The following is a 15,828-nucleotide window of genomic DNA, read 5'->3' as shown; positions in this document are numbered from 1 at the left end:
TTGACCAAGGATCTTCACATGGCAATCGATAGTGAACACTACGCACGCAGCCTGGCCTCCCTGGGCGATGCGCGAGCGGTGATGGACAAGGCCCGTCGATACCTTGCGGCCTGGCCCGACCCCTACCGCTTGGCCCATGAAGCGGCGGGCGTCTATCTGCGTGAGCATACCGGCCAGGCGCTGGACCCCGACAACGTCTGGTGGCACGTATTCGACAGCGGTGTCAGTGCCCCGACGTTCACCGGCTGGCGCCATGCCGGCCCGCCGCGCTGCTCGATGCGTTTCACTGAACTGTTGATCCACCGCTTCGCCGGTGGCTTTCAGGCAGCGCCCGACGTGCTGCCCGTGTTCGGCGGGTTCTACACGCGGGCGGCCGGTGCGGGCGAATATGGCGTTGACGATCAAGTGGCGCTGCTGCCGCAGGCGGTGATGGATGATTTGTGGCGGCTGGATTTCGCCTCCGTGATGCGTGCCCGTGTCGAGCGCTTCTGGGGCGAGGAGGGCGAAGACTTCGCGCTACTGGCCAAGGCGCGTTTCATCGCCGCGATCGACGAAGGCGTGCGGGCCGGGCTGCTGGAAAGGCGTGATCGCAGGCACTTGCTGGCCTGGCTCGGCTTCGAGGCCGGGCAACCGCTGACGCTGGCGCGGCTGGCGCGCTCCGGGCATGGGCCCGGCACGAGCGTGCGACACTACACACCGGGCGCAGGGCACCTGTTCACGTTGAGCCACGAGTCAGGCCGCGTCGTGCTCTACGCGCCGACCCTGGCCATGCCCTTGCGGGCATTCGCCAACCACGCCGCGATGCTGACCTGGATCGCCCAGCGCCTGGCCGGGAGCGACGGGCAGGCTTGGGTAGACGCCCTGTACAGGGTGGACCAACGGGCGCCGGTGGCCGAGCGGCGGGGCCGGTTGCAGATGCTGCGCCAGCGTGTTGGCTCGTTCACCACGCCGACGTGGCCCTTTGGCGAAGGCCGCGAGTTGATGCTGCCGGACCTTTTCGACACCCTGCAGCTGTGGGCGAAGGCCGACCTCAACACCGTCCTGCACAACCTGGTCGGCAATGCCGAACTGCGCAAGCAGCTCTGGCGCGGCTACCTGGGCGCGTTCATCCAGGTGTTCGGCATTTTCGCGGCTGCAGCCTGGCCGATCGGCCTGGCCATGCTGGGGGCCGGTACCGCGCGCATGGTGCTGGACATCGACATGGCGGTGCGTGCTCGATCCAGCGGGGCACGCGACCGGGCTATCCTCGAGGCGTTCGGTGATGCGCTGGTCGTGGTGTTCTCGATCATCGACGCAGGCCTTGGGCTCAAGGCCCTGGTCCACCCGTATCCGCCACATTGGTTGCGGCTCACACCGCAAGCCTGGGAGCCGGTCGAGGATGCCCGGCAGGTAGCAGAGCGCCTTGGGCTGCTCGACAACAACCGCGTGCCCACGGAGCCACCGGGTAGGGGCGGCCCACTCGAAGGTGTGATGCTCGACGACGATGGCGCTACCTGGATCGAAATGCAGGCGATGTCCTTGCCGGTGCGCTATCACGCCTCGCTGTCCTGCTGGATGGTCGTGCAAGACCTGGATGCCCTGGAGCCGAGCCTGCTGGTGCGTCGGGGCCGGGACGGCCGGTGGCGGTTGTATGCACCGGGCGGCGACATGGATGGGCTGGTGAGGCAGTTCTGGGACACCTACATGCAAGCCGACAGGCGATCGAGCGACAGCCTGTCGCGTGCGCTCCTGGCCCGACAGGCCGCACACCTGGAAGAGGCAGGCCTGCCCGTTTTCGAAGGGCACATGGCGCAGGCGGACCGCTTCGGCCACCACTTCGTCGAGCGCGATGGGGTGCGCTTCTATACGTTCAGGCAGGAGGGCGAGTTCCATAACGACCTGGTCATGGAGTACAGCGGCCACATGGCCAAGGTCAACGACCTGTTCAGGGGCGAAAGGTCGCGGTTGCAAGGGATCGCGCAAGACGAGCTGCGCGATTTCGTCGAGCGTTTGGCCGACTCGCTGGAGCAGTTGCCCAAGAGCAAGGCTTCGCTGCTCTGGCGAGGAGGGCGCAGCCCGCGCGTCAGCCTGGGGGCCCGTTACCGCGCCGGTGAGATCAAGGCCGGCGACCTGTTGGTCAGCACCGACATCACGTCCTTCACCAGCAATCCCTTCATCCCGCGCCGGTTCATGTTGCCGCCGGACGTTGCCGACAGCCCGCTTGCGCAGGCGTCAGCCTGGTTCGACGACGATACGGTGCTGTACGAACTGGTCGGTAGCGAAGAAACCAGCGGCGCACCGGTGGCGCCGATGTCGCTGCACTGGCAGGAGGCGGAGGTCCTGTTCCTCCCTGGGCGGTGCTTCCGTATCGACGGGGTCGGCGAAGTGCGGGGCGAGCACTACCGCTTCGTCACGTTCAGGCTTCGCGAAGTGGACAGGCCCTTTGGCGAGCCTGTCCATGAGCTGCGCACCGGCCAGGTGTTCGACCGTCAGGCCTATGCCGGGCGCGTGGCCGACGAGGGGCTGGTAGAGCGCTTCTTCCCCGCTGCGCGATGGCGTTGAACGCTACAGGGCGATCAACTCGGGGCGCAGGCTCTCGATCCTGTGCACGGGCGCCGGCAAGTAGCCCTCGCCGCCGGTGATCTGGTGCAGCACCTTCTCGCGTAAACCGTGCAGGGCCACGCCGGTGCGCTGGCGCGGGTGCGGCAGGTCGATTTCCACCACCGCCTTGATCCGCCCCGGACGTGGCTCCAGCACCACCACACGGTCGGCCAGGTAGGTCGCTTCCTCGGCATCGTGGGTGACCAGCAGGGTGGTGATGCCGGCGCGTTCGCGGATCGCCAGCAGCTCGTCCTGCAATTGCTGTCGGGTCAGGGCATCGAGGGCGCCGAACGGCTCGTCGAGCAACAGGATGCGCGGGCTGGCCACCAGGCCACGGGCGATCGCCACGCGCTGGGCCATGCCCCCGGAGAGCTGGTGTGGGTAGGCCGACTCGAAGCCCACCAGGCCCACCAACTGGACGAACGCGTGCACCTTGCGGGCACGCTCGCCCTGGGTGAGCTTCTCGTTGACCAGCCCCAGGCCGATGTTCTGCTCCACGGTCAGCCAGGGGAACAGCCGATGTTCCTGGAACACGATGCCGCGTTCGCCGCCGATGCCGCTGACGGGCTGGCCATCGACGCGGATGCTGCCGCTGTAGTCGGTGTCCAGCCCCACCAGCAGGCGCAGAAGGGTGGACTTGCCACAACCGGAGGCACCGACGATGGCGATGAACTCGCCCTCGTCTATCGTCAGGTCGAAGTCGCGGATGGCTTCGAAGGGCTGGCCGTCCACCGAGAAGACCTTGCCGACCCGCTCGAAGCTGACCAGTGGCGGAGTGACGTCGGGTTGGTTGGCCGCGTGCAGGGCCGAGGTGTTGAAAGCGTTCATGCGGTTCTCCAGCGCGTGGCGCGTGATTCGAGGCGTTGTCCGAGGCTGCCCAGCAGGGCGCCGACCAGGCCGATCAAGACCATGGCGGCCATCACCTGGTCCATGCGAAACAGCTGTTGGGCGCCGAGCATGAGGCTGGCGATGCCACCATCGGAGGGCATGAAGTATTCCGCGCCGAGGGTGCCCAGCCAGGCATAGATGAGCGACAGGCGCAGGCCGGCGAAGATCGACGGGGCCGCACCCGGCAGCACCAGCAGGCGCAGGCGTTGCGGCAAGCCCAGGCGCAGCGCGCGGGCCGCCTCGCCCAGTTGCGGCGAGAGGCTGGCGATACCGCGCTGGGTGGCGATGAACAAGGGGAAGAACGCCGCCAGGGCGACGAACACCACCTTGGCCCCTTCGCCCAGGCCGAACCAGGCGGTGAGCAGCGGCACCCAGGCGAACAGCGCTACTTGGCGCAGCGCCGACAGGCTTGGCCCGAGCAGGCGCTCGGCCACCGGCGCCAGGCCCAGCAGCAAGCCCAGGGCGAAGCCTGCACCACCACCCAGCAGCAGGCCGACGAGGCTGCGCTGCAGGCTCAGGTACAGGGCCTCGGGCAGCGAGCCGTCCGCCAGCCCTGCCAGCAGGCTGCGCAGGACCTCCAGCGGCGAGGTGAGGATGTTGCCGTCGACCCAGCCGAGGCTGTTGGCGGCCTGCCACAGCGCCAGTAGCGCCACCGGCAGCAGTAGGCCCTGCCAACTCCGTGGGGCGGTGCTGCGCGGTTGCTCGCCCATGGCCGGTTGCGGCCAGTACAGCAGGCGGCGCTCCAGTGTCGAGAAACCACGGTCCATGCAGGCGCCGACCAGGCCGATCAGCAGGATGCAGAGCAACACCAGGTCGAGCATGAACAGCTGCCGCCCCCAGACCATCAGGTAGCCGATGCCTTCGCTGGAGGCCAGCAACTCCACGGCCAGCAGCGATGTCCAGCCGGTGGCCAGGGCCAGGCGTACGCCGGCGAGGAAGGCGGGTAGGGCGGCCGGTAGCAGCAGGCGCAGGAACAGCAGGTGCGGCGGCAGGCGCAGCACGGCAGCGGCTTCGCGCAGCTTGGGCTGGGCATCGCGCACCCCGACCAGCGTGTGCAGCGTCACCGGCACGATCACCGCCTTGACCAGCACCACCAGCTTGAGCAGTTCGCCGATACCGAAGAACAGCATGAACAGCGGAATCCAGGCCAGCGTGGGGATTTGCGCGAGGGCCACGAACGTCGGCAGCACCAGCGCCTGTGCCCGACGCGACGCGCCAAGCCAGGCCCCCAGCAACAAGCCACTGGCGATACCCAGCAAAAGGCCCCAGAACAGCCGTTGCAGGCTGATCCACAGGTGGCTCCACAGTTCGCCCGCACCGAATTCCTGCGCGCTCTGCCAGACCAGCGCCGGCGCCGGCAGGATCTGTTCGCTCATCCAGTGCAGGCGGCTGGCCGTGACCCACAAGGCGGCCAGGGCCAAGGGCAGCACCCACGGCAGGAGGTGAGCGCCTGGAGTGGCGAAAGCGCCAAGCGCCCCCCGCAGACGCCATGGACTCGTGCTCAGGATTTCGCTCATCAGGCATCCCTCGAAGCGTTTTTGATTTATGCGTTTATGGAATTAAAAATTCACTAGATCGCTGCTCAAGGGATAAGAGCATGGGCCGGTGGTACGTGGAAGCCCTGTGCCGTTGCGTTTTCCTCATATTTTCCATGCGCGTTGCGCAAGCCCGTCGCGAAGGCGCATGTCGCCTGATTTATGTCTTTTGGTTACTAAAAAATGAAGTTTTGATCTTTGTCGGTTCTAATCCGGACAGCCTAGCTTCTGGGCAAAGCGCCGGCCATCGCCGGTGGCAGCCTGCCAAGGAGCCTTGTCATGAACACGCCCTTTCGCCACTTGCTCAGTGCCTTCGGACTGCTGAGTGCATTCGCCCTGAGCGCCCAGGCCGCCGATACGGCCAGGCCGGACAGCATCCGTATCGCCGTGCCTGACCTCAGCGCCGGCAGCAAGCCCAGCGCTGGAGGCGTGGTGGATGTGCTGCGTGACCAGCAGTTGCTGGAAAAGGAATTCGCCAAGGACGGTATCCGTATCGAGTGGCGCTTCTTCAAGGGCGCCGGGCCGGTGGTCAACGAAGCCCTGGCCAACGGCCAGGCGGACTTCGCTTACTTGGGCGATCTGGCGGCGATCATCGGCAAGGCCAATGGCCTGGATACCCGCGTGCTGTCCGCCGGGGTACGTGGGGTCAAGAGCTACCTGGGCGTGGTGCCCGGCTCGGGTATCCACAGCCTGCACGACCTCAAGGGCAAGCGCGTGGCGGTGTTCCGTGGCACCGCCAACCAGCTGTCGTTCGCCAGCGCGCTGGCCAGCCAGGGCCTGTCCGAGCGCGAGCTGAAGGTCATCAACCTCGACTTCAACGCGGCCAACGCCGCCTTGGCAGCCAAGCAGATCGACGCCACCTGGGGCCTGTCCAGCCTGCTGTCGCTGCGCGAGCGTGGCCTGGTCGAGTTGCCGGTGAACTCGCGCGACCTGGAGGGGGCCGGCAGTACCCAGTCGGTGTTGCTGGGCACCGGCGAGTTCATCCGCCAGCACCCTGACCTGGTGCAGCGGCTGGTCAATGCCCAGCAGCAGGCGGTGCAGTGGCTGCGAAACGAGCACAACCGCGACGCCTACATCGAGCTGGTGGCGAGCACCGCCAACTGGCCGCGCTCCATCCTGAGCGACGACCTGGCCCAGGAGGACCTCGCCCACTACTTCGATCCCCGCCTGGATGCCGAATTCGTCGGCCTGCTGCAGCAGGGCGTGGACCTTGCCGCCAAGGAACGCCTGATCCGCCGTGGCTTCCAGGTGTCCGAATGGATCGAGCCACGCTTTCTCGATGCCGCCCTGCAACAGGCCCGGGCCGTGCAGGCCGTCCGCTGAACCCGCAACCCCATCATCGACCGTGAGGAGCACGACATGAGCAACGCTGCATTGGCCGCCGCGCCACAGATCCCCGAACTCGACATCCAGCCGGTCGCCGGCCGTATCGGTGCCCAGATCCGGGGCGTGAAACTGTCCGCCGACCTGGACGCCGCCACCCTCGACGCCATCCAGGCCGCCCTGGTGCAATACAAGGTGATCTTCTTCCGGGGCCAGGACCACCTGGACGACCAGGGCCAGGAAGCTTTCGCCAAGCTGCTCGGCGAGCCGGTCGCCCACCCCACCGTGCCGGTGGTCGATGGCACCAGCTACCTGCTGCAGCTCGATGGCGCCGAGGGCCAGCGGGCCAATTCCTGGCACACCGACGTGACCTTCGTCGACGCCTACCCCAAGGCCTCGATCCTGCGCAGCGTGGTGGCACCGGCCTCGGGGGGCGACACGGTGTGGGCCAACACCGCCGCGGCCTATCAAAGCCTGCCTGAGCCGCTGCGCGAGCTGGCTGACAAGCTCTGGGCGGTGCACAGCAACGAATACGACTATGCCGGTGCCAAGCCGGATGTCGAGCCCGAGAAGCTCGAGCGCTACCGCAAGATATTCACCTCGACGGTGTACGAGACCGAGCACCCGGTGGTCCGTGTGCATCCGGTCAGTGGCGAGCGGGTGCTGCAGCTGGGGCACTTCGTCAAGCGCATCAAGGGGTACTCGCAGGCCGATTCGGCCTACCTGTTCTCCTTGCTGCAGGGGCACGTGACGCGCTTGGAGAACACCGTGCGCTGGCGTTGGCAGGCCGGTGACGTGGCGATCTGGGACAACCGCGCGACCCAGCATTATGCGGTGGATGACTATGGCACCCAGCCACGGGTGGTGCGCCGGGTGACCTTGGCGGGCGAGGTGCCGGTGGGGGTGGATGGGCAACTGAGCCGGACCCTCCGCAAGGGGTGAGCCGGTCAATGGATCCTGGGGCCGCTGCGAAGCGGCCCCTGCCAGCTACACCTCTTTGTCACAGGCAATCAATTGCCTGACCAACCCCTGTGCCAACGCCGACAACCCATACCCCACCCGGCTCACCACCCCATAACGGGTGTAGAACGCTTCCTCCTGCTCCGGCGCAAGGTCGGCAAGCTCCAGTGCCACCAACCCCCCTTCCCGCTGGTAAGGCCGCAGGTTCGCGCTGCAGGCGATGCCCAGGGTGTCCGAATGCAGCACCACGTTGAGTAGCGCATAGCCATGCTCGCATTCCACGCTGGGCAGGAAGTCCTGGCGGCCGCTGAGGTCGCCGAGGACCTTGCGGATGTTCGGCGGGCGGAAGGTGGTGGCCAGGGGGTAGTCGAACAGGTCGCGGGCGTGCACTTCGGCACGCTCGGTCAAGGGATGCCCGGCCCGGCAGCAGAAATGCCAGCGCTGCGGGGTCAGCTTGTGCACCTGGTAGTCCGGGTCGGCCTCGAACTGGCGGGTGTCGGCGACGAAGAACTCGATCTCCTCGGCGACCAGCCTGCGGTTCAGCGCCTGCCAGTTATCCACCTGGAAACAGGTACGCGCTGCCGGGTACTCGGCGACGAAGCGCGCCACCGCCCGAGGGACCAGGCCCCCAGCCGGCGCCGGGCCGGAACCGAAGCGCACCACCCCGGTGGTGGCGCCGTTGAACTGGTTGATCTCGTTGACCAGGTTGTGCGCCCCGTGCACCAGGCGCCGCGAGTGTTCCAGCACCAGCAGGCCCTGGCGGGTCGGCGCCAGTTCCTTGCTGGCGCGGTCGACCAGGCGGCAGCCGACGTTGTGTTCCAGCGTCTGGATGCTGCGGCTGAAGGCCGATTGCGACAGGTTCACCGCCGCCGCCGCCGCGACGAAACTGCGGTGCTCGACAAGGGCGATGAAGTGGCGGAGCTGGCGGAGATCGATATGCATTTTCTACATGGAAACTTTCGGTCGAATGCAATTGCTGATGAGGGTCTCGATCCTTATAAAGGGAGTTACTTATTCCACAAAATATGAATTACAAATATTTATATCTCTTAAAAGAATATAAGCCTGCCTGACCGCGATTCGGTTCCGCCAACGGAAATGCTCGCCAGGGCCCATGCCTCAAGGAGCATTTGCATGTCCCGACTTCACCGTTGGCCAGCCCGCGTGTCGCTGTTCTCCCTGCAACCCTTGGCCGCCGGCGTGCTGCTGGCCACGGCCGGCGGCAGCTTCGCCGAGCAAGCGCCGGTCGACGTGGCCCCGGCGGCCCAGCAGGACGCCAGGCTCGGCACCGTCACGGTCAATGCCCGCCGCCGTGAGGAGACCGCCCAGAGCGTACCCACGCCGATCAGCGTGCTCGGCAGCGAAACCTTGGAAACCCAGCGGATCTACCGGGTCCAGGACCTGCAGCAACTGGTGCCGAGCACCAATGTCGCCTACGTCCACGCCCGTCAGTCGAGCATTTCCATTCGCGGCCTGGGCAACAATCCGGCCAGCGACGGCCTGGAAGGCAGCGTCGGTGTCTACCTGGACAACGTCTACCTGGGCCGCCCGGGCATGGCGGTGTTCGACCTGCTCGACGTCGAGCAACTGGAAGTGCTGCGTGGCCCGCAGGGTACGCTGTTCGGCAAGAACACCACCGCCGGGGTGCTCAACATCACCACCCGCAAGCCGACCTTCCACCGCGAGGGCAGCATCCAGTCGTCCCTGGGCGAAGACGGCTACTGGCAGACCCAGGGCAGCTTCTCCGGGCCGCTCAGCGAAACCCTCGCCGGGCGCATCAGCGCCTACCACACCGAGGACGACGGTTATGTGAAGAACGTCTACAACGGCGACGACCTCAACGGCGGCAAGCGCCAGGGCTTTCGTACCCAGTTGCTGTTCGCGCCGAGCGAGACCTTCAACCTGCGCTGGATCGGCGAATACAACGAGGAAGACTCCAACAACGGCATCCTCAGCCTCTACAGCACCGGGCCGACCATCAACGGCGTCAACCGCTACGAGAGCCTGGCGGCCCAGGCCGGCGCCACGCTGGTGTCGGGCAAGGACCGCAAGGTCAATTTCGACGCCGACCAGATGGTCAAGGTATTCCAGGGCGGCACCTCGGTGGAGGCCAACTGGACCCTACCCAACGATTTCACCCTGACCTCGATCACCGCCTACCGTTGGTGGGACTTCACCCCGCGCAACGACGACGGGCTCAACGTGGCAGCCGCCCACAATGCCGGCGTCTCGGTCCGCGACAAGCAATACTCCCAGGAGCTGCGCCTGGCCTCGCCCACCGGTGGGTTCTTCGACTATGTGCTGGGCGCTTACTACTTCAAGCAAGACCTGGACAACAAGTCCTTCACCTACTTCGGCCCCCAGGCGGACATCTGGAACCTCACCCCGGCCGGTGCCCTGGCCAATGTCACGACCCTCGGCGACGGCCACATCGACACCGACAGCTACGCGCTGTTCGCCCAGGGCACCTGGCACCTGTCCGAGCGCCTGGACTTCACCGCCGGTGTACGCGGCACCTACGAGGAAAAGAGCGCCTGGGTCACCCGCGACGCGCCGATCGGTGGTGCGGCGGTGACGGGTGGGGCGGCTGCCGCGCGCCAGGGCCGGGTCGGCGCCTACGACTCGGGCGACCTCAACCAGTACAGCTTCAGCCCTTCCGGCCTGCTCAGCCTGAGCTACCGCTTCAGCGACGAGGTGCTCGGCTACGCCAGCCTGTCCCACGGCGAGAAGTCCGGTGGCATCAACCTCACCGTAGGTGCCGCGCCGCGCCTGGGCACCGACTCGCTGCTGGTCGGTACCGAGCGGGTCAACAACGCCGAGCTGGGGATCAAGAGCACCCTGCTGGACAACCGCCTGCAACTCAACGCCAACCTGTTCTGGGCCGAGGTCCATGGCTACCAGGCCAACGTCTACGACCAGGTCAACCGCGTGCAGTACCTGGCCAACGCCGGCAGCGTGCGTTCCCGGGGCCTGGAGTTCGAGGCCACGGCGCTGCCGCTGCGCGGCCTGACGCTCAACGTCAACGGCTCGTGGAACGACGTGCGCTACACCGAGTACGACGACGCCCCATGCCCGCCGGAGGTGAGCCTGGCCGACGCCACCGCCACCTGCGACCTGACCGGGCACCAGGTGGTCGGCGCCTCCAAGTACATCGCCAACTTCAATGGCCAGTACAGCTGGCAACTGGCCGAGCGCATCGAGCCCTACCTCACCGCCAGTTACGCCTTCCGCTCCAGGGCGGTGGGCACCATCGACGACTCCGACTACGGGCAGATTCCCAGCTACGCCATCGTCAACCTCTCCGCCGGCGTGCGCCTGGACCAGGGCGACGGTGTCCTCGACCTGTCGCTGTGGGTGAAGAACGCCGGCGACAAGACCTACTTCACCAGCCTGTGGAACTCCGCCAACGGCGGTTATGCCGGCGTGCTCGGCACGCCGCGCACCGTCGGTGCCACAGCCCGCTACGACTTCTGAGCACAAGGAGCTTTGCCATGAATGCCAAGACCCAAACCCCACGCCTGCCCGAAGGCGCCTGCATCACCGCCAAGGTCCCCGACCACGATGAGGCGTTGCTCGGTGACGTGGTGGTCAATCCCTATCGCCTGGCGCCGCTGACCGCCATCATCCGTGACGGTGGCCGCATCCTCGGCGCGGCCCACGTACGGGTGCTGGGCCGTGGCGAGCGCGGCGTGGACATCGCCTACGCGGTGTCCGACCGCTCGCTGTGGACCTACGGCGGCATCCCGGTGTTCGGCCTGTACCCGGATCACGTCAACCAGGTGGAGGTCACCTACAAGCTCGATGGCGAGCGCATTCGCGAGCGCTACGAAATCTACGCGCCTGCCGTGCGCCTGCCGGTGGTGGCCAGGCAGACGGCCGCCTTGCCCGAGGTGGAGCCGGTCAAGGTCGCGCCAGGCTTCGAGCAGCGCCTGTACCTGTTCAACCACCTGCTCGGCGACATCCCGGGCGGGCGCGCCTTCAAGTGGAACGGCCTGGGTGGCGCTGCCGAGTGGGACCAGGTCGGCAACAATTGGATCGCCGACAGCAATGGCGACGTGCGCTGGTACCTGGACATCGAGCAGATCCACGACTCCAACCGCCGCGACGGCCTGGGCGGCACCATGGGCTTCCAGCAGACCCGCGATGGCAAGCTGATCTGGGGCCAGGGCCAGACCTACTCCAAGTACGACCTGCTCGGCCGGCGTATCTGGCAGCGCAGCCTGCCGGACAAGTTCGCCGACTTCTCCCACGAGATCCGCGAGACCGCGCACGGCACCTACCTGCTGCGGGTCGGCACCAGCGACTACCGCCGTCCGGACGGCAAGCGCGTGCGTTCGATCCGTGACCACATCATCGAAGTGAACGAGGCCGGCGACGTGCTGGACTTCTGGGACCTCAACCAGATCCTCGACCCGTACCGCGGCGACTTGCTGGAAACCCTGGGCAAGGCGGCGATCCAGCTACCGGATGGCGTGCAGAAGCAGGACAGCCGGCTGGCCAACGAGCTGGCCGAGGGCGAGCTGCCGTTCGGCGACACGCCGGGCGTCGGCACCGGGCGCAACTGGGCCCACGTCAATGCCATCGACTACGACGCCGATGACGACAGCATCATCGTTTCAGCCCGTCACCAGGGCGTGGTGAAGATCGGCCGCGACAAGGCGGTGAAGTGGATTCTCGCCTCGCCCCAGGGCTGGCCGGCGCACCTGAAGGCCAAGGTGCTGACCCCGGTCGGCAGCGACGACTTCGACTGGTCCTGGACCCAACACACCGCCTGGTTGACCGGGCAGGGCACGCTGACGGTGTTCGACAATGGCTGGGGACGTGGCTTTGCCCCGACGAAACTGAGCGGCAACTACAGCCGGGCGGTCGAGTACAGGATCGACGAGACCAAGGGAACGGTCGAGCAAATCTGGCAGTACGGCAAGGAGCGGGGCGAGGCGTGGTACAGCCCGATCACCTCGGTGGTGGCGTATCGGCCGGATACCGACACCCAGTTCATCTATTCGGCGTCGGTGGGCTACCTGACGCCACAGAAGCTGACCACCACCGTGCTCAATGAGGTGCGCCGAGGTACCCAGGAGGTGCTGGTGGAGCTCAAGGTGCACAGCCGCCAGCCAGGGAGCGTCGGCTACCGGGCACTGGTGATCGACCTCGCCAAGGCGTTCTGACCCTGCCGGGAGGGCCGTCGGTCCTCCCATCACGATGTCTCCTGGCCCATGGTCTAACCTTCACTGGCCCTTTCGCGGGCACGCCCGCTCCCACAAGCTTCGAGCCGATCACACATCAATTGTGGTTTGCAGGGCCCTGCGGGGGCCACGAAGGGGGCTCATGCCTCACCGCCGATCTGGAAATTCCAGCCCGGTGTTCAACCATTCGTTCTTTTTTTCGAACAGCCTATTGTCCAACACCCCAGCAGCCGCTTAGCATTCGTTTGAGATTTCAAACGCTCACTGCCCAGGCGTTGAACACCCTTGGTGCAAGAATTCCTGACGGCAGCCCCTTGGGGCGCCTTTTCAACAATCAATAATTCGCCCCGTGCGTGCACGGTGCTTTAAGGGAAGCCGACATGCAGCTCAAAGACGCTCAGTTGTTCCGCCAGCAAGCCTTCATCAACGGTGAATGGCTGGATGCGGACAGCGGTCAGACCATCAAGGTGACCAACCCGGCCACCGGCGAAGTCATCGGTACCGTGCCGAAGATGGGCGCCGCCGAAACCCGCCGCGCCATCGAAGCGGCCGACAAGGCCCTGCCGGCCTGGCGCGCACTGACCGCCAAGGAGCGTTCGAACAAGCTGCGCCGCTGGTTCGAGCTGATGATCGAGAACCAGGACGACCTGGCCCGCCTGATGACCACCGAGCAGGGCAAGCCGCTGGCCGAAGCCAAGGGCGAGATCGCCTACGCCGCCTCGTTCATCGAGTGGTTCGCCGAGGAGGCCAAGCGCGTCTACGGCGACACCATCCCGGGTCACCAGCCGGACAAGCGCCTGATCGTCATCAAGCAGCCGATCGGTGTCACCGCCGCGATCACCCCGTGGAACTTCCCGGCCGCGATGATCACCCGCAAGGCCGGCCCGGCCCTGGCCGCCGGTTGCACCATGGTCCTCAAGCCTGCTTCGCAGACCCCGTACTCCGCCCTGGCCCTGGTCGAGCTGGCCAACCGTGCCGGCATCCCGGCCGGTGTGCTGAGCGTGGTCACCGGCAGCGCGGGCGAAGTCGGCGGCGAGCTGACCGGCAACTCGCTGGTGCGCAAGCTGTCCTTCACCGGCTCGACCGAGATCGGCCGCCAGCTGATGGAAGAGTGCGCCAAGGACATCAAGAAAGTGTCCCTGGAGCTGGGTGGCAACGCCCCGTTCATCGTGTTCGACGACGCCGACCTGGACAAGGCCGTCGAGGGCGCGATCGTCTCCAAGTACCGCAACAACGGCCAGACCTGCGTCTGCGCCAACCGCATCTACGTACAGGACGGCGTCTATGACGCGTTCGCCGAGAAGCTCAAGGCCGCCGTGGCCAAGCTGAAGATCGGCAACGGCCTGGAAGAAGGCACCACCACCGGCCCGCTGATCGACGGCAAGGCCGTGGCGAAGGTCCAGGAGCACATCGAGGACGCCGTTGGCAAAGGCGCCAAGGTGCTGTCCGGCGGCAAGCTGATCGAAGGCAACTTCTTCGAGCCGACCATCCTGGTCGACGTACCGAAGACCGCCGCCGTGGCCAAGGAAGAAACCTTCGGCCCGCTGGCCCCGCTGTTCCGCTTCAAGGACGAGGCCGAGGTCATCGCCATGTCCAACGACACCGAGTTCGGCCTGGCCTCGTACTTCTACGCCCGTGACATGAGCCGTGTGTTCCGTGTCGCCGAGGCCCTGGAATATGGCATGGTCGGCATCAACACCGGCCTGATCTCCAACGAAGTCGCGCCGTTCGGCGGCATCAAGGCCTCGGGCCTGGGTCGCGAAGGTTCCAAGTACGGCATCGAGGACTACCTGGAGATCAAGTACCTGTGCATCAGCGTCTGATCACGGGCTGACAGTTTTTACCTCTGCCAGCGGGGCGCGAGAGCGACGTCTCGCTGGTCTTTTTTACACCGCGGTACCTGGTGGCCAGGGCGTTCATGACAGTCGATCAACGCATGCTGCTCATGCACGGATCCAGCCACCCCCGAATAACAGCGCCGTCAGCGTCGGCGCGAATGAGGGCACTATGAGCAAGACCAACGAATCCTTGATGCAACGCCGTGTCAACGCCGTCCCACGTGGCGTTGGCCAGATCCACCCGATCTTCGTCGACACCGCGAAGAACGCGACCGTGATCGACGTTGAAGGCCGCGAACTGATCGACTTCGCCGGCGGCATCGCAGTACTGAACACCGGCCACCTGCACCCGAAAGTGGTGGCGGCCGTGCAAGAGCAGCTGACCAAGGTCAGCCACACCTGCTTCCAGGTTCTGGCCTACGAGCCCTACGTAGAGCTGTGCGAGAAGATCAACGCCCTGGTGCCAGGAGACTTCGCCAAGAAGACCCTGCTGGTCACCACCGGTTCCGAAGCCGTTGAAAACGCCGTCAAGATCGCCCGTGCCGCCACTGGCCGTGCCGGCGTCATCGCCTTCACCGGCGGTTACCACGGCCGTACCATGATGACCCTGGGCCTGACCGGCAAGGTCGTGCCGTACTCCGCTGGCATGGGCCTGATGCCAGGTGGCATCTTCCGCGCCTTGTACCCGAGCGAGCTGCACGGCGTCAGCGTCGACGAGTCGATCGCTTCGATCGAGCGTATCTTCAAGAACGATGCCGAGCCTAAGGACATCGCTGCGATCATCCTCGAGCCGGTCCAGGGCGAGGGTGGTTTCATCCCGGCACCGAAAGAGCTGATGCAGCGCCTGCGCGCCCTGTGCGACCAGCACGGCATCCTGCTGATCGCCGACGAAGTGCAGACCGGCGCTGGCCGTACCGGCACCTTCTTCGCCATGGAGCAGATGGGCGTCGCGCCTGACCTGACCACCTTCGCCAAGTCCATCGCTGGCGGCTTCCCGCTGGCCGGTGTGTGCGGCAAGGCCGAGTACATGGACGCCATCGCCCCGGGTGGCCTGGGCGGTACCTACGCCGGTTCCCCGATCGCCTGCGCCGCGGCCCTGGCCGTGATCGAAGTGTTCGAGGAAGAGAAGCTGCTCGAGCGCAGCCAGGCGGTGGGCGAGCGCCTGACCGCTGGCCTGCGCAAGATCCAGGAAAAGCACCCGATCATCGGTGATGTCCGTGGCCTGGGCTCGATGGTCGCTGTCGAAGTGTTCGAGAAGGGGACCCACACCCCGAACGCTGCCGCGGTCGCCCAGGTCGTGGCCAAGGCACGCGACAAGGGCCTGATCCTGCTGTCCTGCGGCACCTACGGCAACGTCCTGCGTATCCTGGTGCCGGTCACCGCGCCGGACGAGCAGCTGGACAAAGGCCTGGCGATCATCGAAGAGTGCTTCGCCGAGCTGGCCTGAATGTGACAGGCGTTAGAAAAAAACCCGCTTCGGCGGGTTTTTTTTGCACCCTCGATGCGGCTGGGCGCTAT

The 15,828-nt window shown here is 66.2% G+C and carries 10 protein-coding genes; 7 read left to right on the top strand and 3 right to left on the bottom strand.

Annotated features, from left to right (window positions below; translation table 11 throughout):
- Positions 1 to 18: 18 nt before the first annotated feature.
- Complete coding sequence (locus tag ACDI39_RS16185; RefSeq protein WP_253080619.1) at positions 19 to 2,541, top strand: dermonecrotic toxin domain-containing protein; 2,523 nt, start codon at positions 19 to 21, stop codon at positions 2,539 to 2,541.
- Between the two features lie 3 nt (positions 2,542 to 2,544).
- Here the strand turns inward: ACDI39_RS16185 and ACDI39_RS16180 are convergent, their stop codons facing one another.
- Together ACDI39_RS16180 and ACDI39_RS16175 are read right to left on the bottom strand one after the other, a co-directional pair.
- On the bottom strand, positions 2,545 to 3,408 hold the full coding sequence (locus ACDI39_RS16180; RefSeq protein WP_225786681.1) for an ABC transporter ATP-binding protein: 864 nt from the start codon (positions 3,406 to 3,408) through the stop codon (positions 2,545 to 2,547).
- The gene (locus ACDI39_RS16175; RefSeq protein ID WP_253080618.1) at positions 3,405 to 4,985 is read right to left on the bottom strand and encodes an ABC transporter permease; all 1,581 of its coding nucleotides are present in this window, start codon (positions 4,983 to 4,985) and stop codon (positions 3,405 to 3,407) included. Before ACDI39_RS16175 ends, ACDI39_RS16180 begins: the two co-directional genes overlap by 4 nt.
- Before the next feature lie 297 nt (positions 4,986 to 5,282).
- On the opposite strand from ACDI39_RS16175, the gene ACDI39_RS16170 reads away from it, so the two are divergent.
- Entirely contained in the window at positions 5,283 to 6,326 is a 1,044-nt protein-coding gene (locus ACDI39_RS16170) for an ABC transporter substrate-binding protein (RefSeq protein ID WP_225786679.1), read from the top strand.
- A 36-nt stretch (positions 6,327 to 6,362) separates the two neighbouring features.
- On the top strand, positions 6,363 to 7,268 hold the full coding sequence (locus tag ACDI39_RS16165) for a TauD/TfdA dioxygenase family protein (protein ID WP_486536944.1): 906 nt from the start codon (positions 6,363 to 6,365) through the stop codon (positions 7,266 to 7,268).
- A 45-nt stretch (positions 7,269 to 7,313) separates the two neighbouring features.
- Here ACDI39_RS16165 and ACDI39_RS16160 read toward each other — a convergent pair whose 3' ends face one another.
- Entirely contained in the window at positions 7,314 to 8,228 is a 915-nt protein-coding gene (locus tag ACDI39_RS16160) for a LysR family transcriptional regulator (RefSeq protein WP_225786677.1), read from the bottom strand.
- Between the two features lie 192 nt (positions 8,229 to 8,420).
- Here ACDI39_RS16160 and ACDI39_RS16155 point away from each other — a divergent pair, with 192 nt between their 5' ends.
- From ACDI39_RS16155 to gabT, 4 genes are all read left to right on the top strand, one after another.
- A complete protein-coding gene (locus tag ACDI39_RS16155; protein WP_486536943.1) occupies positions 8,421 to 10,760 on the top strand; it encodes a TonB-dependent receptor in 2,340 nt (779 codons plus the stop codon).
- A 17-nt stretch (positions 10,761 to 10,777) separates the two neighbouring features.
- Positions 10,778 to 12,454, top strand: coding sequence for an aryl-sulfate sulfotransferase (locus tag ACDI39_RS16150; protein ID WP_486536942.1), 1,677 nt, complete (start codon positions 10,778 to 10,780; stop codon positions 12,452 to 12,454).
- A gap of 398 nt (positions 12,455 to 12,852) precedes the next feature.
- Positions 12,853 to 14,295, top strand: coding sequence for an NADP-dependent succinate-semialdehyde dehydrogenase (gabD, locus tag ACDI39_RS16145; protein WP_225786674.1), 1,443 nt, complete (start codon positions 12,853 to 12,855; stop codon positions 14,293 to 14,295).
- 184 nt (positions 14,296 to 14,479) lie between these two features.
- Positions 14,480 to 15,757: a 4-aminobutyrate--2-oxoglutarate transaminase gene (gabT, locus tag ACDI39_RS16140; RefSeq protein ID WP_225786673.1), complete on the top strand. Its 1,278-nt coding sequence runs from the start codon at positions 14,480 to 14,482 to the stop codon at positions 15,755 to 15,757.
- Positions 15,758 to 15,828 lie beyond the last annotated feature (71 nt).

It is taken from the genome of Pseudomonas sp. Tun-23181, assembly GCF_057415455.1.
The sequence above is the reverse complement of the archived record's forward strand: the minus strand, read 5'-3'. Positions and strand labels throughout refer to the sequence as shown.

Bases quoted from the DNA above. Each gene is read 5' to 3' on its own strand.
- ACDI39_RS16185 (WP_253080619.1), top strand. From the start codon at position 19: ATGGCAATCGATAGTGAACACTACGCACGCAGCCTGGCCTCCCTGGGC.
- ACDI39_RS16180 (WP_225786681.1), bottom strand. From the start codon at position 3,408: ATGAACGCTTTCAACACCTCGGCCCTGCACGCGGCCAACCAACCCGAC.
- ACDI39_RS16175 (WP_253080618.1), bottom strand. From the start codon at position 4,985: ATGAGCGAAATCCTGAGCACGAGTCCATGGCGTCTGCGGGGGGCGCTT.
- ACDI39_RS16170 (WP_225786679.1), top strand. From the start codon at position 5,283: ATGAACACGCCCTTTCGCCACTTGCTCAGTGCCTTCGGACTGCTGAGT.
- ACDI39_RS16165 (WP_486536944.1), top strand. From the start codon at position 6,363: ATGAGCAACGCTGCATTGGCCGCCGCGCCACAGATCCCCGAACTCGAC.
- ACDI39_RS16160 (WP_225786677.1), bottom strand. From the start codon at position 8,228: ATGCATATCGATCTCCGCCAGCTCCGCCACTTCATCGCCCTTGTCGAG.
- ACDI39_RS16155 (WP_486536943.1), top strand. From the start codon at position 8,421: ATGTCCCGACTTCACCGTTGGCCAGCCCGCGTGTCGCTGTTCTCCCTG.
- ACDI39_RS16150 (WP_486536942.1), top strand. From the start codon at position 10,778: ATGAATGCCAAGACCCAAACCCCACGCCTGCCCGAAGGCGCCTGCATC.
- gabD (WP_225786674.1), top strand. From the start codon at position 12,853: ATGCAGCTCAAAGACGCTCAGTTGTTCCGCCAGCAAGCCTTCATCAAC.
- gabT (WP_225786673.1), top strand. From the start codon at position 14,480: ATGAGCAAGACCAACGAATCCTTGATGCAACGCCGTGTCAACGCCGTC.